We start from the raw sequence: 24,086 nt of genomic DNA, 5'->3' as shown, positions 1-24,086 counted from the left end.
CGCCCGTTACCGGGTCGCTGAGCGGACCGCGGCGGCGAACGCGTCGCCGCGGTGGCCGTAGCCGGTGAACTGGTCGAACGATGCTCCCGCCGGCGCGAGCAGCACCGTGTCGCCGGGCCTGGCCAGGCTCCGCGCGGCGTCGACCACGGCCGCCATCAGCGCGTCGGCCGGCGATTGATCCGCGCCCGGGGCCACTCGAGTCACACGAGTAACACCCGCCTCATCTTTCTCAAGCATCACAGAATCCTCCCCCGTCACAACCTCGACCACGGGGACATCCGGTGCGTGTCGCGATAACGCGTCGCCGACGACGGCGCGGTCCTGCCCGATCAGCACGACACCGGCCAGCCGATCGACGGTCGCGGCCACCAGTTCGTCGACGGACGCACCCTTGAGCAGGCCGCCGGCCACCCACACCACCCGCGGGAACGCGGTGATCGAGGCCTGTGCGGCGTGCGGATTGGTGGCCTTGGAGTCATCGACGTACGTGATGCCGTCGGCGACGCCGACGACCTCGGCGCGGTGCCTACCCACCCGGAACGACGCCAGTGCCGCGGCGATCGCGGCGGCCGGGACATCGACCGCCCTGGCCAGAGCAGCCGCGCCGAGCGCGTCGAGCACTCCGACCGGGGCGGCGACCGGAATCGTGCCGACATCGGCGAGCGCCACGGCGTCGCCGAAGGCGTTGTCGACCAGCATGCCGTCACGGACCCCGAGCTCCCCCGGACCGGGCTCCCCCAGCCGGAACCCGGCCTTCACCGGCGCCGGCGCGTCGGCCAGCAGGCCCGCGGCGACCGCGTCGTCGAGGCCTGCCACGGCCACCCGGCCGGTGAGCGCACGAGCCTTGTCCGCCGCATAGGCGGCCATCGAGCCGTGCCAGTCCAGGTGATCCTCGGCGACGTTGAGCACCACGCCGGCCTCGGGCCGCAGGGACGGGGCCCAGTGCAGCTGGAAACTGGACAGCTCGATGGCCAGCACATCGGCAGGCCGGTCCAGTTGCGAGAGCACCGGGTCGCCGATGTTGCCGCACAGCACCGCCCGCCGGCCCGCGGCCTCGAGCATTTCGTGCAGCATCGAGGTCGTCGTGGTCTTGCCGTTGGTGCCGGTCACCACCAGCCACTGTCTCGGCGGCCCGAACCGGCCGGACCGGTCCAGCCGCCAGGCCAGCTCGACGTCTCCCCACACCGGCACGCCCCCGGCGGCCGCGGCGACGGGAATCGGCGCGGTCGGCGGAATGCCGGGGCTGACGACAACGAGGTCGAAGTCAGCGATCCGGTCGACCGCATTGGCCGGGTCGAGCACCTCGACGCCACGCTGCGCGGACGCGGTCAGCGCGTTCGGGCTGTCGTCGGTGAGTGTCGCGCGGGCCCCGAGAGGCGTCAGTGCGGCCAGCACCGCACGTCCGGTGATCCCGGCTCCGACGACCAGTACGGCCGCTCCGGGTGAGATCGGCTTCATGTCAGGCTCCGACGGTGGTCAGCCACTCGCTGTAGAACAGCGCCACGCCCAGCCCGCAGGCGATGGCGGTGAGCAGCCAGAACCGGATGATCACGGTGGTCTCGGCCCAGCCCACCAACTCGAAGTGGTGGTGGAACGGCGCCATCCGGAACACCCGGCGCCCCGTCGTGCGGAACGCGAGGATCTGCACGACCACCGAGGTCACCTCGGCGACGAACAGCGCACCCAGCACCACGGCCAGCATCTCGGTGCGGCTGGTCACCGACAGGCCCGCGATGATGCCGCCGAGCGCCAGAGAGCCGGTGTCCCCCATGAAGATCTTCGCCGGCGCTGCGTTCCACCACAGAAATCCGATGCAGGCGCCGGCGGTGGCGGCCGCGATGATCGCGAGGTCCAGCGGATCGCGCACGTTGTAGCACCCGACGCCGGGGCTGGTGGCGCACGCGTTGCGGAACTGCCAGAACGTGATGAGCACGTAGGCCGCGCACACCATCGCCATCGCGCCGGCGGCCAGACCGTCGAGGCCGTCGGTGAAGTTGACCGCGTTGGACCAGGCGCTGACCACGACGACGCAGAACAGCACGAACACCGCGGGCGCGAGCGTCACGGTGGCGATCTCGCGGACGTAGGACAGTTCGGCGCTGCCCGGGGTCAGCCCGTCGGCATTGCGGAACTGCAGCGCGAGCACGCCGAACAGCACGGCGGCGACGAGGATGCCCACGGTCTTGGCGGTCTTGTTCAGCCCCAGGTTGCGGGCGCGCCGCAGTTTGATCAGATCGTCGAGGAAGCCGACGACACCCAGCGCGGTGGCCAGCCCGAGGACCAGCAGGCCCGACGCCGACGGGCCCTTGCCGTCCATGACCACTCCGACCAGGTGGGTGCCCAGGTAGCTCGCCCACATGCCGGCCAGGATCGCGACGCCGCCCATCGACGGGGTGCCGCGCTTCTTGTGGTGGCTGGGCGGGCCGTCCTCGCGGATCTCGTGGCCGAATCCCTGCCGGGTGAACAGCCGGATCAGCACCGGGGTCAGCAGGATCGACACCGCCAGCGCGATCGCGACGGAGATGAGTATCTGTCTCATCGATCACCATCGCGGGCGATGTCGGCGGCCAGCGCGTCGGCCAGCCCACCCAGGCCGGCGGAGTTGGACGCCTTCACCAGCACCACGTCGCCGGGCCGCAGCTCGGCCCGCAGCAGCTCCAGCGCGGCGTCGGTGTCGGGCACCGGGGTCGCCTCGGAGCCCCACGATCCCTCCATGACCGCCCCGTGCAGCATGGCGCTCATAGGCCTCCCGGATCCGACGACGATGAGTCGAGAGACATCTAAGCGCACCGCCAGCCGGCCGATGCGGTCATGCTCGGTAATCGAGTCGTCACCGAGCTCGGCCATCTCGCCGAGCACCGCCCAGCTGCGGCCTTCGTCGCCCCGGCTCATCCATGCCAGAGCTTTGAGCCCGGCGCTCATCGATTCCGGGTTGGCGTTGTAGGCGTCGTTGATGATCGTGACGCCGTCGGCGCGGGTGCTCACCTGCATCCGGTGCCGGGACACGGGCCCGGCCGCGGCGAGCGCCTCGGCCACCTGGTCGAGCGTCGCGCCGCACTCGAGCGCGACCGCGGCCGCGCACAGCGCGTTGGACACCTGGTGGTCGCCGTGCACCGCGAGGGTGACGGGCACCTGTTTGCCGCCGGCGTGCAGGGTGAAGCTGGGACGGGCCAGCGGGTCGAGGGTGACACCGTCGGCGCGCAGATCGAGCGCGTCGGCGCCGCGGCCCACCCGCACCACGCGCGCGGCGGTCTTGTCCACCATCGCGGCCACGAGAGGATCGTCGGCGTTCAGGATCACCACACCGGACTTCGGAACAGATTGCGGTAGTTCGGATTTCGTCGCCGCGATGATCTCACGCGAACCGAACTCGCCCAGATGGGCGGTGCCGACGTTGAGCACCGCGGCGATCGACGGCCGCGCGATGCGGGCCAGCGCGGCGATGTTGCCCGGGTGGCGCGCCGACATCTCCAGCACCAGGAAATCGGTCGAGCGGCCGGCTCGCAGCACCGTCCACGGGTGCCCGAGTTCGTTGTTGAACGAGCCGGGCGGGGCGACCACCTCACCCAGTCCAGACAGCACCGCGGCGATCAGGTCTTTGGTCGAGGTCTTCCCCGACGAGCCGGTGATGCCGATGATCTTCAGCCCGCCTGCGACCAGCTCGGCCGCGACGGCGGCGGCCAGCCGGGCCAGCGCGGCCAGCACCGCGGCCCCGGAGCCGTCGACGTCGTGCTCGAGCACGCCGGCGGTGCCGCCGGCCGCGGGATCCGGGCGCGCCGGGTCGACCACGATCGCGGGCACGCCGACGGGGCGTGCCGCCAGCACCGCGACGGCACCGGCTGCGATCGCGTCGGCGGCGAAGTCGTGGCCGTCGGTGCGGGCTCCCGGCAGTGCCAGGAACAGGCCGCCCGGTGTCACGGCGCGGGAATCGAACTCGACGGTGCCGGTGACGGTGGTCGCCGCGGCGTCCTCGGCGGAGACGTCGGCCAGGCGGCCGCCCACGATCTCGGCGATCCGGGCCACAGAGAGCTCTATCACCGCTGCACCTCCTGCGTGCCCAACGCCTGCAGCGCCGCCGCAAGCTCGTCACGGTCGTCGAACGGCCGCGTGTGCCCGCCGCTGGTCTGCCCGGCCTCATGCCCCTTACCGGCGATCAGCACGACGTCGCCGGGCCGGGCCCACGCCACCGCGTGGTCGATCGCGGCCCGCCGGTCGCCGATCTCGACCACCTCGGCGCGCAGACCCGACGCGCCGGACATGATCGCCGCCCGGATCGCAGCGGGGTCCTCGTCCCGGGGGTTGTCGTCGGTGACGACCACCAGGTCGGCGATCTCGGCGGCCACCCGTCCCATCGGCTCGCGTTTGCCCGCGTCACGGTTGCCGCCGGCGCCGAACACCACCGCGAGCCGACCCTCGCTCTGGTCACGCAGCGTACGCAGTACCGCCTGCAGCGCCCCCGGCTTGTGGGCGTAGTCCACGAGCGCCAGGAACTGCTGGCCACGGTGCACCGACTCCAGCCGGCCGGGCACGGTCGCGTCGCGCAGCCCCGGGGAGGCCTGATCGGGTGACACGCCGACGGCGTCGAGGAGCGCCACGGCCAGCAGGCAGTTGGCAACGTTGTAACGGCCCGGCAGCCCGATCTCCAGACCGTGGTGCACCCCCGCGGGGTCGACGGCGACGAAATCCTGCACCCCGCCCGCGGCCGCCCGGAGCTGCTCGACGCTCCAGTCCGCGGCGCCGGTGGTGCTGACGGTGACCGGGCGGTGCGCGCGCGCGGCCATCGCCGCGCCCCACTCGTCGTCGATGCAGATCACCGACTGCGCGGCGTGCGTCGGCGACGCCGGGTCGAACAGCCGCGCCTTGGCCTCGAAGTAGTCCTCCATCGTCGGATGGAAGTCCAGGTGGTCGCGGGACAGGTTGGTGAACCCGCCGACGGCGAAGGACACACCGTCGACCCGGCCGAGGCTCAGCGCGTGACTGGATACCTCCATCACCACCGTGTCCACCCCGCGTTCGAGCATGGTGGCCAGCAGCGCCTGCAGGTCCGGGGCCTCCGGCGTGGTCAGGCTGCCGGGCTGGTGGTGCCCGTCGATGCGCACCCCGACGGTGCCGATCAGGCCGGCGACGCGGCCCGCCGCACGCAGACCCGCCTCGACCAGATACGTGGTGGTGGTCTTGCCCGAGGTCCCGGTGACGCCGATGACCCGCAGTTTCTCCGAGGGACGGCCGTACACGGCCGACGCGAGTTCGCCGAGAACGGTCCGGGGCTGCGGATGCACCAGAACCGGGACGTCGAGCGCGCCACCTGAGCCACCTCCGACGGCGATCTCGTCGAGACCTGCGGCGTCGGTGAGCACGGCGACCGCGCCCCGATTCACGGCGTCGGCGGCGTAGCGGCCGCCGTGCGCGCGGGCGCCGGGCAGCGCGGCGAACAGATCACCGCGCCGCGCGTCCTGTCCCCGCAACGTCACACCGGTGACCGGGGTCTCGGGTACCGCAGACGCTCCGGCGGGAAGCCGCACCTGTAGTCCGGCGACCGAATCGGCCAGCACGCCGAAGGCGAGACCGGCGGGATGACTGGGGCGCAGATTCATGGCCATGACACAGTACCGATCTCGCCGGGCGGCATCCGCAATGCGTTGGTGGTCCGACCGGTGTCAGCCCGCCTGCAGCGTGAGCGGCGCACCGGGGTCCGGGGACAGCGGCACGTTCTCCCGCTGCAGCAGCCAGGACGCGATGTTGTGGAACAGCGGAGCCGCCGACGAGCCGGGCGATCCGTCCGCCGCGCGGTGGGGGGCGTCCAGCATGACGCCGATGACGTAGCGCGGATCGTCAGCGGGCGCCATGCCGGCGAAAGTGATCCAGTAGACGTCGTCGTAGTAGCAGCCGCACGCGGGGTTGATCTGCTGGGCGGTGCCGGTCTTTCCGGCGATCTGGTAGCCCTCGACGGCGGCCTGCGGGCCGGTGCCCTGCTGGACGCCGCGGGGGTCGCGCTGCACCACCGACCGGAACATGTCGCGCACCGTGCGCGCGGTCTGGGCCGAGACCACCCGGATACCGTCGGGGCGCGGTTCCTCGGTGCGGGTGCCGTCCGGTGCGACGGTGTTCTTGATGATGCGCGGCGGTACGCGGACACCGTCGTTGGCGATGGTCTGATAGATGCCCGTCATCTGCAGCAGAGTCATCGACAACCCCTGTCCGATGGGCAGATTCGAGAACGTGCTGCCGGACCACTGGTCGATGGGCGGCACCAGACCGGCGCTCTCGCCGGGCAGACCGACCCCGGTGCGCTGCCCGAGCCCGAACATCTCCAGCATCTCGGCGAAGCGCTCCGGCCCGAGGCGCTGGGCCAGCATCAGCGTGCCGACGTTGGAGGACTTACCGAACACGCCGGTGGTGGTGTAGGGCATGACGCCGTGCTCCCACGCGTCGCGGACCGTCACCCCGCCCATGTTGATCGAGCCCGGCACCTGCAGGACCTCATCGGGGTTGGTGAGACCGTTCTCGATCACCGCCGCCGCGGTGATCATCTTGTTCACAGAACCCGGTTCGAACGGCGAGGACACCGGCAGGTTACCCAGCTGCCGTTCCTGCTGACGGCTCAGATCCTGTGCCGGGTTGAAGGTGTTGTCGTTCGACATCGCCAGCACCTCACCGGTTTTCGCGTCGAGCACGACGGCCGACGCATTCTTGGCGCCGGAGGCGTCCTTGGCGAGCTGCACCTGTTGCTGCACGTGGAACTGGATGTCGTCGTCGATGGTGAGGGTGACCGTGGACCCGTTGACCGCGTCGTGGCGGTTGCGGTAGCTGCCGGGGATGACCACGCCGTCGGAACCGCGGTCGTAGGTCACCGAACCGTCGGTGCCTGCGAGCACCGAGTCCAGCGAGTCCTCCAGACCCAGCAGACCGTGCCCGTCCCAGTCGATGCCCCCGATGATGTTGGCCGCCAGCACCCCGCCGGGGTACTGGCGCATGTCCTGGCGTTCGGAGCCGACCTCGGGGAACTCGGTGGTGATCGCGTCGGCAATCGCCGGATCGACCGCACGGGCGAGGTACACGAACGTCTCGTTGCTGCGGAGCTTCTTCAACACCGTTGCGGTGTCGGGCTTGCCGCCGAGCCGGGAGGACACCGCCTCGGCGATGTCCTTCAGCCGGGCCTGCGGGTCGGGCGCGTCCGAGGACTTCAGCTCCTCGTTCTTGGCGAACGCCTCCTCCAGCTGCTTGCGCACGCGGACCGGCTGGAAGGTCAGCGCCCTGGCTTCGATCGTGAAGGCGAGCTTGTCGCCGTTGCGGTCGACGATGGAGCCGCGCACCGCCGGGTCGATATCGGTGACCTTGAGCTGGCCCGCCGCCTCGGCGCGCAGCCCTTCGGCGCGTGGCACCTGCAGTGTGAACAGCTGCGCGGCCGCGACGACCAGCAGCAGGAAGATCACCGCGTTTCCGGTGCGGTGCCGGAACACGAAAGACGCACTGCGCAAACCGCTCTGGGTCGCAGCCTGGCGGGTGCGCCGGGACCGGGCCGAGCGTTCCTGATTCGGCGCCGTGGCGAGCGTCTTTCCCGGCGTCTTGGCGGGCGTCGCCGCGCGGGCGCGGCGCTTGTCGCGACTCACGCCGGCGCTCCGGGCACGGCGACCGGGGGTGCCGGTAGCTGCGGACCCGGAACCGTCCCCGGAGCCGCCCCGGCCGGTGGCGGCAGGTGTGACGGGACGGCGTCGACCGGGGTGACGGGTCCCGGCGTCGGGAACTGACCTGAGACAGCATGCGGCACTTCGGCGTTCGGGTCGCCTCCGGGCGCGGTGAGCGGTAGTGCGGGAGCGGTGCCGGGAAGCACAGGTTGGGCGCCCGGCAGCGCGGGCGACGGGGCCGTCGAGGGCAACCGGACCGGCACCTCGAGGGGTTCCACCACGCGCGGCGCGGGCGGCGCGGGCGGGGCCGGCTCGGGCAGCGGCGCGTTCAACGGCGGCGGCGGAACCCCTTCTGCCGGTTTGGGAGTGCCCACCACGACCCAGTTCCCGGCCGGGTCCTGCACCAGGTGCGCGGTGTCACGGGACGGGATCATCCCGAGGTTGCGGGCGGCCTCGGCCAGCGCGGGTGCGGCCTGGGCCGCAAGCACGTCACGTTCGAGCGCTTCCTTCTGTTGCATCAGAGCCTGGTTGACCTGCCGGGCGTTGCCGAGTTGGTAGGAGCGTTCGGCGGCATCGGTGGACAGCCACAGTGTCACGCCCAGCCCGACCCCGAGGGCGCCGATGATCAGCACGACGAACGGCACCCGCGCGACCAGCCGCCGCGGGTTGAGGTCGACCCCTGCCAGCCGGACCAAGATGCGCTGGCGCAGCGGCGGCTTGACGACCTTGGGCGCCTTGGCCTTTCGCGCCTTGGCGCGGGCTTTGGCCTGGCTGGCGCTCTTCGGCCGCGCAGGCAGGTCCTTGGGGCGGGCGATCGGGGTGGTGCGCGGCGCCGAACGCTGCGGCCGCGGATCCCGCGTCGGCTTGCGCCCACGGGGCTGCGCCTCGACCGGCACCCGCCTGCTCTCGCGCGCTCCCCTGCGCGTGTCTGCGGATTTCACCGTCTCCCGGGAAGACCGGGCGGACCGCGCCGACCGGGACGCGGAGTGCTCGGTCTTGCGCGTCGGCTTCTTCGCCTTCATCGCTGCTGTCCCCCAACTTTCTCCAATGCGCGCAACCGGACCGGGGCGCTTCGCGGATTACGGCTGACCTCCTCGTCGTCGGCACGTTCGGCGCCCCGCGTCAGCGCGACGAATCTCGGGCCGTGCCCGGGAAGTTCGACGGGCAGGCCGGGCGGTGTGCGCGACGCGGTGGCGGCGGCGAACTCGGTCTTGACGATCCGGTCCTCCAGGGACTGGTAGGCCATCACCGCGATCCGGCCGAGCGGACGCAGCACCTCCAGCGCGGAGGGGATAGCCAGCCGCAGCGAGTCCAACTCGGCGTTGACCTCGATGCGCAGCGCCTGGAAGGTGCGTTTGGCGGGGTGTCCACCGGTGCGCCGGGCCGGGGCCGGGATCGCCTGGTAGAGCAGCTCGACGAGCTCGCCGGTGGTAGTGAAGGGTGCGACGGCGCGTCGCCGCACGATGTGCGAGGCGATCCGGCCGGCGAACTTCTCTTCGCCGTACTCTCGCAGCACCCGCGCAAGCGCCCGTTCGTCGTAGGTGTTGAGCACCTGCGCCGCGGTCAGATCCGAACCGGCGTCCATCCGCATGTCAAGCGGCGCGTCGGCCGAGTAGGAGAACCCTCGCTCGACACGGTCGAGCTGCATCGAGGAGACGCCGAGGTCGAACAGCACCGCGTCGACCCCCGTTGCGGCGCCGGGGATCTGATCGGCGACCTGCTCGACGGCCTGCCTGATTCCGTCGTAACGGGTGCGCACCAGCGTGACACGCTCGCCGAACGGCTGCAGCCGGGCGGCGGCGATCTGCAGCGCATCGGCATCGCGATCGAGGCCGATGACCTTTAACTCGGGAAACTGGGTGAGGAAACGTTCGGAATGGCCGCCGGCGCCGAGGGTGGCGTCGACGAGCGTCGCGCCTGCGCCCACGGGGGACGTCCGGGTCAGGGCGGGAGCGAGCAACTCGACACAGCGGTCGAGAAGGACCGGGACATGAGGCTGGTCATCCACCATTGCTGCGCTTTGCGGGATCGGGGCGGCCCCTGCAGTGAGGTCCCTGTCCGAGAGCGCGGACCTGACGTCGGGGAAGTACGTCAGGGCCGGTTCGGGCAGAGGCCGCACTGCACGGGCCTGCGGGCCGGTGGCCAGATCAGAGAATGTCGCCGAGTGCGTCATCGCTGGCCGCGGAGAAGTTCTCTTCGTGAAGCTCCTGGTATTCCTGCCACGCCTGGGCGTCCCAGATCTCCAGGAACCCGATCGAACCCGTCACCACACACTCCTTGGTCAGGTTCGCGTAGCGGCGATGTTCAGCGGACAGCGTGATACGGCCTTGTGAATCCGGATACTGCTCATCGGTACTCGCGGCCAGGTTGCGCAGGTATGCGCGAGCCTGGGGGTTGCCGCGCTTGGCCCGGCTCGAGATGTCGGCGATCATCTCCTCGAACTCGGCCCTCGGGTGAACAGCCAGGCTGTGATCTTGGCTCTTGGTGACCATCAACCCTCCTGCCAGCGCGTCGCGGAATTTGGCGGGCAACGTCAGTCGCCCCTTGTCATCGAGCTTTGGCGTGTAGGTGCCGAAGAACATCTCGTCACCTCGCAGACCTTGCTCAAGCCTTGCCTCAACGGAACCCCGGTCGCTCCGTTGTCCGCCACTTTACCCCACAATCCCCCACTTTGCTCCAATAAGTGCCGCGAGTGTCGCCCGATCACCCACTTCGCGATCATCCGGCAGGACACGGGCACCACGCCGACCTCGACACCGCCCGACCGCCGGCACAAAAGCCCAGCTCGCCGCGGGGACCGTCGGCCGACGGCGCGGTGGGGCGAAGTGGGGCAAACAAAGAAGGGGCAGCCCTATGGGCTGCCCCTCATCTGAAGTTCGGGTTACTCGTCGAAGCGCCGACGGAAGCGGTCTTCCATACGGCTGGTGAACGAGCCGCCGCCACCCTTGACGCGCTTCTGACGCGCCGCCGGCCCGCTGTCGTGGGGCAGCCGGTCACCCTTGCCGACCCGCGGCCCGGTGATCGCGAAGACGACCCCACCGAACATCACGATGAAGCCGATCACCGACAGAATCGGGAAGCTGCCGATCATCGTGGCCTTGAACGCGACGCCGGACACCAGCATCGCGAGACCGACGACGAAGAGCGCGGCGCCCTGCAAACGGCGCCTGGTCGAGGGCGCGCGCAGTGTGCCGCCGCGAACGCTGGACGCGAACTTCGGGTCCTCGGCATAGAGCGCGCTCTCGATCTGGTCGAGCATGCGCTGCTCATGATCGGAGAGTGGCATTCGTCCCTCCCTCTTGCCGTGGGGGCGTCGCAGTCGATCAAAATCACGTGCGCCCGCATATACGGGGCACTTAACAGTGATGATACGAGCTAAATCTGAGCGGTACCACCTAGTTCGCCCCACGATTCTATGACGTGCGCCGCTGACGGCGGCCACCACCTCGTCCGTCGGATGCCCACACTCGGATGCCCAGACGACGGTCCGGCCGATAATGGGTGCCGGTCACACTTTCACCTTCAGGAGGGGCAGACACTTGGCGGCACGTCTGATCGATCTGTCGCCCAGCGATATGGCGCACCGCCTCAGAGATGCGTTGGCGGTCTATGTGGACGCGATGCGTTATCCCCGCGGCACCGAGGATCAGCGCGCGGCGATGTGGCTCGAACACATCCACCGGCGTGGATGGAAGGCGGTCGCGGCGGTCGAGGTACTCGACTGCACCGACCCGGCCGACCCCTCCCCGGCCGCGCCGATGCTCGGCATCGCCTACGGCTACTGCGGCGCCCCCGACCAGTGGTGGCAACAGCAGGTGGTGTCGGGCCTGCAGCGCAGCGGCGCCGACCAGGCACACATCGCCGATCTGATGCGCAGCTACTTCGAGCTGACCGAACTGCACATCCATCCCCGCGCGCAGGGGCGGGGTCTCGGCGAGGCCCTGATCCGGCGCCTGCTCGACGGCCGTCCCGAGCAACATGTGCTGCTGTCCACGCCGGAGATCGTCGGCGAGGACAACCGGGCCTGGCGGCTCTACCGCCGCCTGGGCTTCACCGATGTGATCCGCGGCTACCACTTCGCCGGCGATCCTCGGGCATTCGCGATCCTCGGCCGCGCGCTACCCCTTTGACATGGCCCCGGTCTGGCACGATGACACGGTGCTGACCCGTCACCGCACCCGCAGACGTCTCCTCGCGCTGGTGTTGCTGCTGTTGGTCGTCGCGCCGTCGCTGATCGGCTGTGTGCGCGTCAGGGCCTCGCTCACCGTGTCCCCCGACGACCGGGTCTCCGGCCAGATCGTCGCGGCGGCCATCCCGCGCGACGACAATGACAAAGGCCCGCAACTGCTCAACAACCTGCCGTTCGCGCAGAAGGTCGCCGTCTCGGAGTACAGCCGTGACGACTACGTCGGTTCGCAGGCGGTGTTCTCCGATCTGACTTTCGCCGAGCTGCCGCAGCTGGCCGGCATGAACCGCGACGCCGCCGGCGTCGACATCTCGCTGCGCCGCGCCGGGGACCTGGTGATCCTCGAAGGACGGGCGGACCTCACCTCGCTCAGCGATCCGGAGGCCGACGTGTCGCTGTCCGTCGCGTTCCCCGGCGAGGTCACGTCGACCAACGGCGAGCAGATCTCGTCGTCGGTGGTGGAATGGAAGATGCGGCCGGGCGTGGTCAGCACGATGAACGCGCAGGCCCGCTACACCGACCCCAGCGCGCGCTCGTTCACCGGCGCCGCCATCTGGCTGGGCTTCGCCTCGCTGATCGTCGCCGGGGTCATCGGGTATCTGGCCTACATCAACCGGGACCAGTCCCCGCGGCCCGGGCAACCGCAGGAACCGGCGCACTAGGGCTTGCCTACTCGCTTCCGGGCAACAGGCTCTACGCTGAGCAGTCGGGGGCGTGTGCATGAGAGAAAGGGGCGCCCGCTGAGCGTGGATGCATCGGCACCGTCGGCCGTGGAGCTGGCGGCGGCCGTCACCGAACAGCTGCGCGAGTATCTTCGGGAGCGCCGCCGAGACGCCGCGTACATCGGCACCGACTACGCCGTGCTGACCGAGGCCGTCGAGGAGTTCGTGTTGCGCGGCGGCAAACGCCTGCGGCCCTCGTTCGCGTACTGGGGCTGGCGCGCCGTCGCCGGATCGGAGCCGGGGCCCGAGGTGCTCAGGCTGTTCTCCGCCCTGGAGTTGCTGCACGCCTGCGCGCTGGTCCATGACGACGTCATCGACGCCTCCGCAACCCGCCGGGGCCTGCCGACCGTGCACCGGATCTTCGCCGACCGTCACCGCGACAACAACTGGCTGGGTTCTGCCGAGCAGTTCGGGCTGTCCGCGGCGATCCTTCTCGGCGACGTCGCCCTGGTCTGGGCCGACGACATCGTCGCCGGCGCCGACATCGGCGCCGAGGCCCACCGCCGCGTGCAGCGGGTGTGGGCGGCGATCCGCACCGAGGTCCTCGGCGGGCAGTACCTCGACATCGTCAATGAGGCCAGCGGCGCCGAGACCGTCGCGGCGGCGCTGACGGTCAACATCTACAAGACCGCGTCGTACACGATCTCGCGACCGCTGCAGCTCGGCGCCGCGGCGGCCGCCGAGTGCCCGGAAGTGCTGTCGGCGTTCCACGAGGTCGGCACCAGTCTCGGGGTCGCGTTCCAGCTGCGCGACGACGTCCTGGGCGTGTTCGGCGACCCCGCCGTGACCGGTAAACCGTCCGGCGACGACCTGCGCTCCGGCAAACGCACCGTGCTGCTGGCCGAGGCCATCGAGCTCGCCGAGAAGCATGATCCGGTCGGGGCCGAACTGTTGCGCAGTTCCATCGGGACCGATCTGACGGACGTTCAGGTCAAGGAGGTCTGCCTGGTGATCGAATCGGTGGGAGCGCTGGCCGCCGTCGAGAGCCGGATCGACAAGCTGACCCGGCGCGCGGTCGAGATCCTCAACGCCGCACCCATCGACGCAGTGGCCAAGGCCGGGCTGGCCGAGCTCGCCAGATTGGCCGCGAACCGGTCCGCCTAGGAGCATGACGACACCGAGCCCCGCCCCGTCCCCGCGCACCGACGTATCGGATCATCTGCGGCGCCTCAAGGACTTCACCCTCTCCCCCCAGGCACGTCCCGCGCTGGTCGGTGCGCTGGGCGCGACGCTGATCACCGTCGGGGCCACCGGCGCGGGCAGCACACGGCTGCACGATCCGCTGCTGGAATCGATGCACCTGTCCTGGCTGCGGTTCGGGCACGGCCTCGTGGTGTCCTCGCTGCTGCTGTGGGCCGGTGTGGCACTGATGCTGATGGCGTGGCTGTGGCTGGGCCGCCGGGTCGTCGACCGCACCGCCACCGAGTACACGATGAAGGCCACCACCGCGTTCTGGCTGGCCCCGCTGCTGCTCAGCGTGCCGGTGTTCAGCCGTGACACGTACTCCTACCTCGCCCAGGGTGCGCTGCTGCGCGACGGCTTCGACCCCTACGTCGTCGGCCCGGTCGAGAACCCGAACTCATTGCTGGACAACGTCAGTCCGATCTGGACTACGACTACCGCACCGTACGGTCCGGCGTTCATCCTGGTCGCCAAGTTCGTCACGATGCTCGTCGGCGACGACGTCGTCGCCGGCACCATGCTGCTGCGCCTGTGCATGCTGCCGGGCCTGGCCCTGCTGATCTGGGCGGCGCCGCGGGTCGCCCGCCACGTCGGGGCCAGCGGGGCGGCTGCCCTGTGGATCGGGGTGCTCAACCCGCTGGTGATCATCCACCTGATGGGCGGCGTGCACAACGAGATGCTCATGGTCGGGTTGATGATGGCCGGCATCGCGCTGTGCCTGGCCGGGCGCAACGTCGCCGGCGTCACCCTGATCGCGGTCGCCGTGGCGGTGAAAGCCACAGCGGGACTGGCGCTTCCGTTCATGGTCTGGGTCTGGGCCCGAAGGCTGCGGGAACGTCGCGAGTTCAGCACGGTGAAGGCGTTTGCGGCCGCGACGGCGGGATCGGTGGTCGTCTTCGTCGCGGTGTTCGCGGTGCTGTCGCTGGCGGCCGGTGTGGGCCTGGGGTGGCTGACCGCGCTCGCGGGATCGGTCAAGATCGTCAACTGGCTGACCATCCCGACGGCGACCGCCAACCTGCTGAACTCCGTGGTGGGGCTCGTCATCCCGGTGAATTTCTATGCGGTGCTGGAAACCACCCGGATCATCGGGATCGTGATCATCGCGGTCTCGGCGCCGGTGCTGTGGTGGCGTCACCGCCACACCGACCGGGACGCACTGATGGGCATCGCGCTCGTGATGGGCGTCGTCGTGCTGTTCGTACCCGCGGCACTGCCGTGGTACTACACCTGGCCGCTCGCGGTGATCGCCGCGCTGGCCACCTCCAGGCGCTCGATCGCGCTGATCGCGGGCTTCTCGACATGGATCACCGTCATCTGGCGTCCCGACGGAGCGCACGGCATGTACTCATGGGGCCACGTGCTGCTGTCGTTCGCCTGCGCCGGCGCGGCGTGGTACTGGCTCGCGAAGGCTCCGGAGAGTCCGGTCAGTACGCCATCGCCTGAGCGCGACGAACCACCTCACGAGCCTGATGCGAGTGCAACGCATCGACCGGCCGGGCGTTAGCCTGCTGCTCGGTCGAACCGTCCCGGCGAATCGTCAGCGACGGATCCGGGGTGAAAAGCCACCGCATGATCTCGGTCTCGGTGTAACCGCCGTCGCGTAACACCACCAGGAGCCCGGTCAGACTCTTGGGGACGTGCCCGGTGGAATCGAAGAAGATCTTCGGCACCACGGCGATCCCCCCGCGCCGCACCGCGACCAGGTGACCCTCGCGGAGCTGCTGGTGCACCTTCGTCACCGCGATGCCCAACAACTGCGCCACGGCAGGCAGGTCATAGACGGCTTCGTCGGGATCCAGGACGTCCTCGGCAGTCGGAATGCTGCTCATCGCACAGAGTCTAGGACCACACGGGCCCGTTCGACGACGCATGCGGCTCGGCGGGGCAACGGCGGCCGTCTCGGCTCGTACCATGAATCCGATGGAGACCTACCAGCCCGCCGGCCCGCTGTCGGGGACCGTGCTGGACGGTCGGTATCGGGTGGACACGCTGATCGCCACCGGGGGTATGTCCGGGGTGTATCGGGGCCTGGATCTACGGCTCGACCGTCCCGTCGCGCTGAAGATCATGGACTCCCGCTACGCCGGGGACCAGGATTTTCTGACCCGGTTCCAGCGCGAGGCCCGGGCGGTGGCGCGGCTGAAGGACCACGGCCTGGTCGCGGTGTACGACCAGGGCGCAGGAACATCTGCCGGGCAACCGCCCTATCTCGTGATGGAGCTTGTCGAGGGCGGCACGCTCAGGGAACTGCTGCGCGAACGGGGCCCGATGCCGCCGCACGCCGTCGCCGCGGTGCTGCGCCCGGTGCTCAGCGGGTTGGCGGCGGCGCACGCGGCCGGCCTGGTGCACCGTGACATCAAACCCGAGAACGTGCTCATCAGTGACGACGGCGACGTCAAGATCGCCGACTTCGGCTTGGTCCGGGCCGTGGCAGAGGCCAAGATCACCTCGACGAGCGTGATCCTCGGCACCGCGGCCTACCTCGCCCCCGAGCAGGTGGCCAGCGGCGACACCGACTCACGCGGCGACGTCTATTCCGTCGGAATCCTCATCTACGAACTGCTGACCGGGTACACACCGTTCAACGGCGACAGCGCACTGGCGGTCGCCTACCAGCGCCTGGAGCGCGACGTGCCGCCGCCGAGCACCGCGATCCGAGGTGTGCCAAGGCAATTCGACGATCTGGTGCAGTGCGCGACCTCGCGCGACCCGGGCGCCCGCTTCGCCGATGCAGCCGAGATGGCCGACCAGCTAGAGACGATCGTCCGCGAACTCGACCTCCCCTATTTCCGGGTGCCCGCGCCGCGCAACTCCGCGTCGCACAACTCGGCGAACCTGCTGTCCACCCATCCGCACGACGCGCACGACACCACGGTCACCAACCTCGACAAGCCCAGGGCGGCGAGCCGGGACACCAAGGTTTTCACCCGCGACGAACTACCCGTCGACGACGCCGACGAGGTCGACGGATACCTTCCCGCCACAGGGCAGTTCGCGGGCATCGACCTGGAGGAGTTCTACTGGGCGCGGCAACGCTCCCGGCGGGTGCTGTTCTTCTGGATGGTCACGGTGATCACGCTGACCGGAATGGCAGCCGCCGGGGCGTGGACGCTCGGCGCCAACCTGCCGAACCTGCTCTAACCGCGGAGCATCTCCGCCCCTGCCTAACCGCGGAGCATCTCCGCCCCTGCCTAACCGCGGAGCATCTCCGCCCCTGCCTAACCGCGGAGCATCTCCGCGACCAGAAACGCCAGCTCCAGCGACTGCTGCGTGTTCAACCGCGGATCGCAGGCGGTCTCGTAGCGGCCCGCCAGGTCGGTGTCCGAGATGTCCTGGGCACCACCGAGACACTCGGTGACGTTCTCGCCGGTGATTTCGACGTGGATGCCACCCGGATGAGTGCCCAGCGCGTGGTGGACCTCGAAGAAGCCCTGCACCTCGTCGACGATGCGATCGAAGTGCCGCGTCTTGTACCCGGTCGAGGACTCGTGGGTGTTGCCATGCATCGGGTCGCACTGCCAGATCACCTGATGACCCGAGGCCTGCACCTTCTCGATGATCGGCGGCAGCACGTCGCGGACCTTCTGGTTGCCCATCCGGCTGACCAGCGTGAGGCGGCCCGGTTCGTTGTTCGGGTCCAGCCGCTCGACGTACTCGACGGCCAACTCCGGTGACGTGGTCGGCCCGATCTTGATGCCGATCGGGTTCGCGATCACCTCGGCGAACGCGACATGGGCGCCGTCGAGCTGGCGGGTGCGTTCCCCGATCCACACGTAGTGCGCCGACAGGTCGTAGAGCTTCGGGTGCTCCTCGGCCTCGGTGTGCATGCGCAACATGGCCCGCTCGTAGTCGAGCACCAGCGCCTCGTGGCTGGCGTAGATCTCGGCGGTGTCGAGATTGCGGTCGTCGACCCGGCACGCGCTCATGAAATGCAGCGCGCGGTCGATCTCGCCCGCCAGCGCCTCGTAGCGCGCCCCGGCCGGCGAGGTGCGCACGAACTCCCGGTTCCAGTCGTGCACCTGGTGCAGCGACGCCATGCCCGACGACGTCAGCGCGCGCACCAGGTTCATCGCGGCGCTGGCATTGGCGTAGGCCCGCACCAGGCGCGACGGATCGTGCTCGCGGACCGCGGCGTCGGGCGCGAACCCGTTGACCATGTCGCCGCGGTAGGACTTCAGGCCGAGGGCGTCGACGTCGGCCGACCGGGGCTTGGCGTACTGGCCCGCGATGCGCGCGACCTTGACCACCGGCATGCTCGCGCCATAGGTCAGCACCACCGCCATCTGCAGCAGCGTGCGGATGTTGGCGCGGATGTGCGGTTCGGTGTTGTCGACGAACGTCTCGGCGCAGTCGCCGCCCTGCAGCAGGAACGCCTCACCGCGGGCCACATCGGCCAGCTGGGATTTCAGCCGCTCGATCTCCGACGGCACCGTCACCGGGGGCACGCTCTCGAGCACCTTGCGCATCGCTGCGGCCTGGCCGGCGTCCCAGGACGGCTGCTGCAGTGCCGGCTTGGCGAGCGCGGCGTCGAGGCGTTGCCGCAGGTCCTCGGGCAGCGGCGGCAGCGCAGGCAGCTGATCGATGGGCACGTCGACGGTCCAGTTCACCCGTTTATGGTAACCGCGGCGCAAAACCGCATCTCACAGCGCGCGTGCGCCGCCTTCGGTGATCAGTCGATAACGGAACAGGTTGTGCTTGGCGTCGACGAGCGCATCATGCGCGTCCCGCGGCCGCGGTGGCATCCGGGGGCTGCCGCGGTCTTCCCACAACTGACGCAGCTCACGGGTGAAGCGCGGCATGGCCGGCGGCAGATCGGTCATCGGCCCCCACAGCTGGCACAGCACCACATGGTCGTAGGCGCCCACCCAGGCCCACAGCTCGATCGGCTCGTCGCCGTCGACGCCGAAGAAGTCCTCAAGTTCGGCGCGGATCTGCCGGCGCGAGCGCCACAGCGGCGAGGCCGGGGACGGCAGCTTCGGCAGCACGTTCTTGCGCACCCAACGCCCGGCCCGATCGGGATCGAATTCTGTTGAGATGGCGTAGTATTCGCGGCCATCTTCGGCTGCCACGCCGATCGAGATCAGCTCGATGGTCCGGCCGTTGTCGATGAACTCCGTGTCATAGAAGTACCGCAATTACAGGGCTTTCTGTTCGGCGGGCGCGCTGTCGCCGGGGGCGGGCGCGGCGTGGATCTCGCGGTCGAGCTGCTCATCGACCAGTGCGTCGTCGGGGAACTTCGGCATTCCGGCGATCGCATCCTGCAGCCACAGTTTGGCCTGGATGACCGGCCGGCGCAGCCAACGCTCGCGCTCCAGCGCACGGTGCATCTTGCGCGGTCGTCGGGTGTAGCGCCACCGCGCCCACGGCGCATGCGGGCGGGACAGCCTGATCGCACCGACGAACAGCAACGGGGTGATGAACATCCCGACCAGCCCCGTCCACACCTTGCCCTTGAGCAGCACGACCACCGCCAGAGCCAGCGTGAGCAGAGCGCCCACCACCACGACGGTACGGGCGACCACCGAATGGTCGCTCTCCCAGATCCCGACATCGAAGAACGACAACGGGCTGAAACCCATGATCAGCAGGCCGGCGACGGCGACCGCGACGAACACCGCGTCCACCGACGTGCGTCCGTCCTCGGCCCAGTACACATCGGACAGGTGCAGGATCAGCGCGAACTCGTCGAGCACCAGCGCCGCACCGATGCCGAAAAGGATTGACGCGACGGTGAACTCGGGTACGCCCCCATCGACAGCGAGCGTCACCATCGAGACACCGGAGACCATGACCAGAATCACACCGATCACCACGTGGTGGATGTGCAGTCCGCCGCCGGCCGAGATGTTGCGAGGCTGCCACCACTTTCGCGGTGCATCGCTGCCGGAATGCGCGCGGATGTACCGCACGATCGTGCGGGTGATGAAGAACGTCAGGATGAACGCCACGAGGCAGCAAACCAGCGGCAGCCGCGACGGCGGTATGTGTGGCAACAAGTCGAACTCGACGTCCAGGTCCGTGCGCACGCAGAGAACTTACGCCGACCTGCGTGTGTCGCGGCCGGGATACCCGCCGACGCGCCGGTGGGCACCGATAGTCTGGTCGTCGACATGAGTAATCAGCAGTCGCCCGGCGGGCCTGGTTGGAAGCCGAGGCTGGCATGGCGGCTGTTCCAGCTACTGACGCTCGCAGCGCTCGCCGCGGCGGGATGGCGGCTGCTGGGCCACATTCCGTACCGCATCGACATCGATGTCTACCGCATGGGCGGACGCGCCTGGCTGGACGGACAATCGCTGTACGCCGACGGTGTGATGTTCCAGACCCGGGGCGGCCTGGAGCTTCCGTTCACCTACCCGCCACTGGCCGCGGTGGCGTTCGCGCCCTTCGCGATGCTCTCCCTGGAGGCGGCCAGCGTGGCGATCACGCTGACCACGCTGATCCTGCTGCTGGTGTCGACCGTGATCGTGCTGACCCGACTCGATGTCTGGCCCGACACCCGCATCACCGGCGAGCCGGCGTGGCTGCGCAGGGGCTGGCTCGCGGCGGCGATCGTCGCGCCGGCGGTGCTGTACCTGGAGCCGCTGCGCTCCAACTTCGACTTCGGCCAGATCAACGTCGTGCTGATGACACTGGTGATCGCCGACTGCGTGCCACGGCGCACGCCGTGGCCCCGGGGCGTGCTGCTGGGCCTGGCGATCGCTGTGAAGCTGACACCGGCGGTATTCCTGCTGTACTTCCTGCTGCGCCGCGACACCCGCGCGCTGCTGGTCACCGCGGCGTCGGCAGTGGTGGCCACTTTGGCCGGCTTCGCGTTCGCGTGGCGGGACTCCTGGGAGTACTGGACCGAGACGGTTCGCAACACCGACCGCATCGGCACCGCGACCCTGAACACCAACCAGAACATCGCCGGCGCGCTGGCCAGGCTCGGACTCGGAGAGGGCGAGCGCTTCTTCGTGTGGGTCGCGCTGTGCTTCGCCGTACTCGCGCTCACCGTGTGGGCGGCCCGGCGGGCGCTGCGCGCCGACCAACCCGTCCCGGCGTTGATCTGCGTCGCGATGTTCGGCCTCGTCGTCTCCCCCGTGTCGTGGTCGCATCACTGGGTCTGGGCGCTCCCGACCGTACTGGTCACTGCCGTGCTCGGCGTCCGGCTGCGGAACCTGGCCCTGAGCGCGGTGGCGGCCGTCGGGCTGGCGCTGATGGTGTGGACCCCGATCACCCTGCTGCCCGTGCACCGCGAGACCACCGCGTCGCTGTGGCGCCAGCTCGCGGGCGGGTCCTACCTGTGGTGGGCGCTGGCCGTGATCATCGCGTGCGGCACCGTGGCGGTGCGCGGCAATGCCGGCACTGCAGCCGAAGAACCGGCGGACGAAACCGTCAAAGCCTGAGGCTCAACCGGCGGCTGCATCAGGGAGTCGGGTCGGCGGCTTCACGGCCGCATCACCTTTTCCCTGTTTGATGTCGGCCGCGTAGAGGTCGACGTACTCCTGGCCCGACAGGCGCATCAACTCGTACATCACCTCGTCGATGACAGCCCGCTCGATGAACCGGTTGCCTGCCAGTCCCTCGAACCGGCTGAAGTCCATCGGGGCGCCGAATTTGACCTGCACGCGCCCGAACCGCCACATCTTGCTCCCCGGCGGGTTCACCACGTCGGTGCCGATCATCGCCACCGGGATCACCGGGACCTGGGTCTGCAGCGCCAGCCGGGCCAGGCCCGTCTTGCCCTTGTAGAGCCGGCCGTCGGGGGAACGGGTGCCCTCGGGGTACATGCCCAGCAACTTGCCCTGGGCGAGGATGCGTTCGGCGGTGGTGAGCGCAGCCTGCGCACTGTCGGCATCGGTGCGGTCGATCGGCACCTGGCCGGCAACGGTGTAGAACCAGCGGGTGAACCAGCCCTTGAGACCTGCGCCGGTGAAGTACTCGGCCTTGGCCAGGAACGTGATCCGCCTGCTGACCACCAGCGGCAGGTAGAAGCTGTCGGCGACAGCAAGGTGGTTACTGGCCAGGATCACCGCGCCGGACTGCGGAACATGTTCGAGCCCTTCGACTTTCGGCCTGCCGAGCAGGGTCAGCAGAGGTCCCATGAAGACGAACTTGAACAGCCAATACCACATGGACCCTCCGGATCACCGACCGCGGCGCGGTCAATACGTCTGCGACAACTTTACCTACGCGCTGTGTGTGCGACCACAGCTGCGCCTATTCTTCGACGCTCACCGGAATGTGCTGGTAGCGGCCGGGGGTCGACGACGGTCCCGAGGGGCCGTCGGGAGCCGGCGGGCCGGGTTCGTCGGGCGGCGGGCCGTCCGGCTCGGGCGGTGCGCCGCCGCCGGTGCGCTCGATGTCGTCGACCATCGCCTTGACCAGCGTCAGCAGTGCCACGCTGTGCTCAGCCAGCACGCTGAGCAGCGGATGCTGCTCGCCGGAGATCAACGCCGCCAGCGCGCAGACCGGGCACCACACCTGTTGACACCGCCCGGGTCCCCCGTCTACCCCCTGGGCACGGGCAGCAGCCAGGCGGACCGCGGGATCGAGCTTGTCCAGAATCGACTGAGCGAGTTGCCGTAATTCCGGCCCCAGATCGGAGTGAGCCCCACTCACCGTGGCCACACCTCCGGATTCGGTCGGAATCGCACCGTCAGCTCGCTGCCGCGCAGCTGGGCGCCGATGACGATGCACCGTCGCAGTACCGACGCGAGGCGCACCCGGCGCCGCATCCCGCCGACGCCGATGATCAGGTCGTCATCGACCCTACCCAACGACAGCGCGGACGAGTCCACCTGTGGCAGCTCCAGCCGCAGCCGGTACACCGCGTCGAGACCATCGCCCGACTCCCGGTCGACGACCGGACGCAGCGGACCGGGGGGTGGTGCGCCGTCCCTGCTGCGGGCGGATTCGAGCAGTTCGCCGAGCGACTTGGCCCCGATCGGCTCGCCCGATACGTGCGGCACCATCACCAGCGCGACATCACCGATCTTGCGGTGCAGACCGTCGAGCACCGCCTGCTGCTGGGAGATCCGCTCCGAGTACCAGTCGAAGGCCGGGTGCGCGGGCAGATTGCGGTACTCGAACGAATCATCCTGCACCAGAACCTGATTGACGATCAGCTCGGCAACCTGGACCCCCATCAGCGACAACGAGCCGAGGGTGCGCACCGCCTCCGCCGCGACCACGCGCTCCGGCGTCATGACCAGATGGGCGCACACCCGCGCACCGTCGACGAGCAGGGTGCTCAGCCGTTCCGTTCCGGCACCGATCCGTTCGAGCAGGCCCACCATCGCCGCCGACCGGGCGTCGTCGGCGCTGGACAGCCGGCGATGCCTGGGCCAGGCCCGCTCCAGATACAGCGAGAAGGCGGCCGGCAACGTCAGCATCCGCATCGCGTCGGCGGTGGAGGCGCAGTCGACCACCACCAGGTCCCATCTGCCGGAGTTCGCCAGCTCCCCCACCTCGTGCAGGCCCAACACTTCCTGCACGCCCGGCAAGGCCGAAAGCTCTTCAGGCGCAATGTCTCCGACGTCGGAGTCGGGGAACCGGGCGGCCAGCGGGCCGGCGACTGCGCGCCAGCGTTCGGACAGCACCGCAAGGGTGTCGAGTGCCAGCGCATCCAGGGATCCGCCTCCGCAATCGGCGGTGTCGAGTTCGGCGAGCACCCGGGTCGGGGCCCGCCGACCGGTCGGGATGAGGTTGACGCCCAGCACGTCGCCGGTCGAGTGCGCCTGGTCGGTGGACACGACGAGAACCCGCATCCCGGCCCGTGCGGCGCGCACGGCCGTGGCGGTCGCCAATGTCGACTTCCCCACGCCGCCCTTGCCGACGAACAGACTGATCCGGGCCACCCCGGCGGGGTCGTCCGCGCCGGCGGCGGCCCTGCGCTCAGTCAGCCTCGACTCGTTTCTTCAGATCCTTCAGTGCGGTGTCCGTCAGACGCCGTTCAGCCTTTCGCTTCAGCAGACCGATCATCGGGATCATCAGGTCGACGGACAGCTCGTAGGTGACGTCGGTGCCAGATCCCTTCGGCGCCAAGCGGTATGCGCCGTCAAGCGACTTGAGCAGCGTGCTCGAGACCAGCGACCATGTCACAGACTTGTGGTCGGCGGGCCATTCGTAGGCGAGCACCATGTTGTCCTTGAGCACCGCGGCGTCGAGAAGAAGCCGGGCCACCTTCGGGTAGCCCTCGTCGTCGACCTCGAGAACCTCGGTCTCTTTGTATTCGGCGACCCAGTCCGGGTACGAGCCGATGTCGGCGATGACGTCCATCACCGTAGAAGGATCAGCATCGATGTAGATCGTCTGCGCCGTCTTGTCCGCCACTGGAACCTTCCCTGCCGTGGTCTGGTCGCTGGCCAGAAATCTACCCTCCTCGGACGG

The 24,086-nt window shown here is 69.6% G+C and carries 23 protein-coding genes; 6 read left to right on the top strand and 17 right to left on the bottom strand.

The window, feature by feature from the left end; all coding sequences use genetic code 11:
* Window positions 1–6 precede the first annotated feature (6 nt).
* The 9 genes from murD to ACXMYJ_RS13330 all read right to left on the bottom strand — a co-directional run bounded on the left by murD (window position 7) and on the right by ACXMYJ_RS13330 (window position 10,911).
* Window positions 7–1,458 (bottom strand): UDP-N-acetylmuramoyl-L-alanine--D-glutamate ligase, encoded by a 1,452-nt coding sequence (gene murD / locus ACXMYJ_RS13370; protein WP_460356763.1) that lies wholly within the window; start codon window positions 1,456–1,458, stop codon window positions 7–9.
* Between the two features lies 1 nt (window position 1,459).
* Complete coding sequence (gene mraY, locus ACXMYJ_RS13365) at window positions 1,460–2,539, bottom strand: phospho-N-acetylmuramoyl-pentapeptide-transferase (protein WP_260753494.1); 1,080 nt, start codon at window positions 2,537–2,539, stop codon at window positions 1,460–1,462.
* Window positions 2,536–4,038, bottom strand: a complete 1,503-nt coding sequence (locus ACXMYJ_RS13360; protein WP_460356760.1) for a UDP-N-acetylmuramoyl-tripeptide--D-alanyl-D-alanine ligase — start codon at window positions 4,036–4,038, stop codon at window positions 2,536–2,538. The genes mraY and ACXMYJ_RS13360 overlap by 4 nt, the downstream gene beginning before the upstream one ends.
* Entirely contained in the window at window positions 4,035–5,594 is a 1,560-nt protein-coding gene (locus tag ACXMYJ_RS13355; RefSeq protein WP_260753502.1) for a UDP-N-acetylmuramoyl-L-alanyl-D-glutamate--2,6-diaminopimelate ligase, read from the bottom strand. The genes ACXMYJ_RS13360 and ACXMYJ_RS13355 overlap by 4 nt, the downstream gene beginning before the upstream one ends.
* A 63-nt stretch (window positions 5,595–5,657) precedes the next feature.
* On the bottom strand, window positions 5,658–7,610 hold the full coding sequence (locus tag ACXMYJ_RS13350) for a peptidoglycan D,D-transpeptidase FtsI family protein (protein WP_443187054.1): 1,953 nt from the start codon (window positions 7,608–7,610) through the stop codon (window positions 5,658–5,660).
* Window positions 7,607–8,647: a hypothetical protein gene (locus ACXMYJ_RS13345; protein ID WP_460356757.1), complete on the bottom strand. Its 1,041-nt coding sequence runs from the start codon at window positions 8,645–8,647 to the stop codon at window positions 7,607–7,609. Before ACXMYJ_RS13345 ends, ACXMYJ_RS13350 begins: the two co-directional genes overlap by 4 nt.
* The gene (gene rsmH, locus ACXMYJ_RS13340) at window positions 8,644–9,798 is read right to left on the bottom strand and encodes a 16S rRNA (cytosine(1402)-N(4))-methyltransferase RsmH (protein WP_443187052.1); all 1,155 of its coding nucleotides are present in this window, start codon (window positions 9,796–9,798) and stop codon (window positions 8,644–8,646) included. Before rsmH ends, ACXMYJ_RS13345 begins: the two co-directional genes overlap by 4 nt.
* The gene (locus ACXMYJ_RS13335) at window positions 9,773–10,207 is read right to left on the bottom strand and encodes a division/cell wall cluster transcriptional repressor MraZ (RefSeq protein ID WP_260753506.1); all 435 of its coding nucleotides are present in this window, start codon (window positions 10,205–10,207) and stop codon (window positions 9,773–9,775) included. The genes rsmH and ACXMYJ_RS13335 overlap by 26 nt, the downstream gene beginning before the upstream one ends.
* A 299-nt stretch (window positions 10,208–10,506) precedes the next feature.
* Window positions 10,507–10,911, bottom strand: coding sequence for a DUF3040 domain-containing protein (locus ACXMYJ_RS13330; RefSeq protein WP_260753507.1), 405 nt, complete (start codon window positions 10,909–10,911; stop codon window positions 10,507–10,509).
* Between the two features lie 253 nt (window positions 10,912–11,164).
* Between ACXMYJ_RS13330 and ACXMYJ_RS13325 the strand changes: the two genes are divergently transcribed.
* The 4 genes from ACXMYJ_RS13325 to ACXMYJ_RS13310 all read left to right on the top strand — a co-directional run bounded on the left by ACXMYJ_RS13325 (window position 11,165) and on the right by ACXMYJ_RS13310 (window position 15,219).
* Entirely contained in the window at window positions 11,165–11,755 is a 591-nt protein-coding gene (locus tag ACXMYJ_RS13325; protein WP_460356752.1) for a GNAT family N-acetyltransferase, read from the top strand.
* A gap of 1 nt (window position 11,756) precedes the next feature.
* Complete coding sequence (locus tag ACXMYJ_RS13320) at window positions 11,757–12,473, top strand: LppM family (lipo)protein (protein WP_460356749.1); 717 nt, start codon at window positions 11,757–11,759, stop codon at window positions 12,471–12,473.
* A gap of 84 nt (window positions 12,474–12,557) precedes the next feature.
* Window positions 12,558–13,637, top strand: a complete 1,080-nt coding sequence (gene idsA2, locus ACXMYJ_RS13315; protein ID WP_260753510.1) for a bifunctional (2E,6E)-farnesyl/geranyl diphosphate synthase — start codon at window positions 12,558–12,560, stop codon at window positions 13,635–13,637.
* 4 nt (window positions 13,638–13,641) lie between these two features.
* Window positions 13,642–15,219, top strand: a complete 1,578-nt coding sequence (locus tag ACXMYJ_RS13310) for an alpha-(1->6)-mannopyranosyltransferase A (protein WP_443187050.1) — start codon at window positions 13,642–13,644, stop codon at window positions 15,217–15,219.
* Here ACXMYJ_RS13310 and ACXMYJ_RS13305 read toward each other — a convergent pair.
* Window positions 15,140–15,544 (bottom strand): Rv2175c family DNA-binding protein, encoded by a 405-nt coding sequence (locus ACXMYJ_RS13305; RefSeq protein ID WP_260753512.1) that lies wholly within the window; start codon window positions 15,542–15,544, stop codon window positions 15,140–15,142. The genes ACXMYJ_RS13310 and ACXMYJ_RS13305 overlap by 80 nt on opposite strands.
* An 82-nt stretch (window positions 15,545–15,626) precedes the next feature.
* Between ACXMYJ_RS13305 and ACXMYJ_RS13300 the strand changes: the two genes are divergently transcribed.
* On the top strand, window positions 15,627–16,856 hold the full coding sequence (locus ACXMYJ_RS13300; RefSeq protein WP_260753514.1) for a protein kinase domain-containing protein: 1,230 nt from the start codon (window positions 15,627–15,629) through the stop codon (window positions 16,854–16,856).
* A gap of 77 nt (window positions 16,857–16,933) precedes the next feature.
* On the opposite strand, the gene ACXMYJ_RS13295 is transcribed toward ACXMYJ_RS13300, so the two are convergent.
* From ACXMYJ_RS13295 to ACXMYJ_RS13285, 3 genes are read right to left on the bottom strand one after another with little or no spacing between them, the layout of a single operon-like run.
* Complete coding sequence (locus ACXMYJ_RS13295) at window positions 16,934–18,322, bottom strand: class II 3-deoxy-7-phosphoheptulonate synthase (RefSeq protein ID WP_443187049.1); 1,389 nt, start codon at window positions 18,320–18,322, stop codon at window positions 16,934–16,936.
* Between the two features lie 33 nt (window positions 18,323–18,355).
* A complete protein-coding gene (locus ACXMYJ_RS13290) occupies window positions 18,356–18,850 on the bottom strand; it encodes a polyadenylate-specific 3'-exoribonuclease AS (RefSeq protein ID WP_443187048.1) in 495 nt (164 codons plus the stop codon).
* A complete protein-coding gene (locus ACXMYJ_RS13285) occupies window positions 18,851–19,741 on the bottom strand; it encodes a hypothetical protein (protein ID WP_443187047.1) in 891 nt (296 codons plus the stop codon). It abuts the gene before it with no gap.
* 84 nt (window positions 19,742–19,825) lie between these two features.
* Between ACXMYJ_RS13285 and ACXMYJ_RS13280 the strand changes: the two genes are divergently transcribed.
* Complete coding sequence (locus tag ACXMYJ_RS13280) at window positions 19,826–21,100, top strand: glycosyltransferase 87 family protein (RefSeq protein ID WP_443187046.1); 1,275 nt, start codon at window positions 19,826–19,828, stop codon at window positions 21,098–21,100.
* A 3-nt stretch (window positions 21,101–21,103) separates the two neighbouring features.
* Here the strand turns inward: ACXMYJ_RS13280 and ACXMYJ_RS13275 are convergent, their stop codons facing one another.
* The 4 genes from ACXMYJ_RS13275 to ACXMYJ_RS13260 all read right to left on the bottom strand — a co-directional run bounded on the left by ACXMYJ_RS13275 (window position 21,104) and on the right by ACXMYJ_RS13260 (window position 24,029).
* The gene (locus ACXMYJ_RS13275; RefSeq protein WP_260753529.1) at window positions 21,104–21,829 is read right to left on the bottom strand and encodes a lysophospholipid acyltransferase family protein; all 726 of its coding nucleotides are present in this window, start codon (window positions 21,827–21,829) and stop codon (window positions 21,104–21,106) included.
* Between the two features lie 85 nt (window positions 21,830–21,914).
* Window positions 21,915–22,316, bottom strand: a complete 402-nt coding sequence (locus ACXMYJ_RS13270; protein WP_443187045.1) for a hypothetical protein — start codon at window positions 22,314–22,316, stop codon at window positions 21,915–21,917.
* On the bottom strand, window positions 22,313–23,554 hold the full coding sequence (locus tag ACXMYJ_RS13265) for an ArsA family ATPase (protein ID WP_260753532.1): 1,242 nt from the start codon (window positions 23,552–23,554) through the stop codon (window positions 22,313–22,315). Before ACXMYJ_RS13265 ends, ACXMYJ_RS13270 begins: the two co-directional genes overlap by 4 nt.
* Before the next feature lie 37 nt (window positions 23,555–23,591).
* Entirely contained in the window at window positions 23,592–24,029 is a 438-nt protein-coding gene (locus tag ACXMYJ_RS13260; protein ID WP_260753534.1) for an SRPBCC family protein, read from the bottom strand.
* Between the last annotated feature and the right edge of the window lie 57 nt (window positions 24,030–24,086).

This window comes from Mycobacterium sp. ZZG (assembly GCF_054786995.1).
Note: the sequence above shows the minus strand (reverse complement) of the source record. Positions and strands in the feature narration are given on the sequence as shown.

Bases quoted from the DNA above. Each gene is read 5' to 3' on its own strand.
- murD (WP_460356763.1), bottom strand. From the start codon at position 1,458: ATGAAGCCGATCTCACCCGGAGCGGCCGTACTGGTCGTCGGAGCCGGG.
- mraY (WP_260753494.1), bottom strand. From the start codon at position 2,539: ATGAGACAGATACTCATCTCCGTCGCGATCGCGCTGGCGGTGTCGATC.
- ACXMYJ_RS13355 (WP_260753502.1), bottom strand. From the start codon at position 5,594: ATGAATCTGCGCCCCAGTCATCCCGCCGGTCTCGCCTTCGGCGTGCTG.
- ACXMYJ_RS13345 (WP_460356757.1), bottom strand. From the start codon at position 8,647: ATGAAGGCGAAGAAGCCGACGCGCAAGACCGAGCACTCCGCGTCCCGG.
- rsmH (WP_443187052.1), bottom strand. From the start codon at position 9,798: ATGACGCACTCGGCGACATTCTCTGATCTGGCCACCGGCCCGCAGGCC.
- ACXMYJ_RS13335 (WP_260753506.1), bottom strand. From the start codon at position 10,207: ATGTTCTTCGGCACCTACACGCCAAAGCTCGATGACAAGGGGCGACTG.
- ACXMYJ_RS13330 (WP_260753507.1), bottom strand. From the start codon at position 10,911: ATGCCACTCTCCGATCATGAGCAGCGCATGCTCGACCAGATCGAGAGC.
- ACXMYJ_RS13320 (WP_460356749.1), top strand. From the start codon at position 11,757: ATGGCCCCGGTCTGGCACGATGACACGGTGCTGACCCGTCACCGCACC.
- ACXMYJ_RS13310 (WP_443187050.1), top strand. From the start codon at position 13,642: ATGACGACACCGAGCCCCGCCCCGTCCCCGCGCACCGACGTATCGGAT.
- ACXMYJ_RS13305 (WP_260753512.1), bottom strand. From the start codon at position 15,544: ATGAGCAGCATTCCGACTGCCGAGGACGTCCTGGATCCCGACGAAGCC.
- ACXMYJ_RS13300 (WP_260753514.1), top strand. From the start codon at position 15,627: ATGAATCCGATGGAGACCTACCAGCCCGCCGGCCCGCTGTCGGGGACC.
- ACXMYJ_RS13280 (WP_443187046.1), top strand. From the start codon at position 19,826: ATGAGTAATCAGCAGTCGCCCGGCGGGCCTGGTTGGAAGCCGAGGCTG.
- ACXMYJ_RS13275 (WP_260753529.1), bottom strand. From the start codon at position 21,829: ATGTGGTATTGGCTGTTCAAGTTCGTCTTCATGGGACCTCTGCTGACC.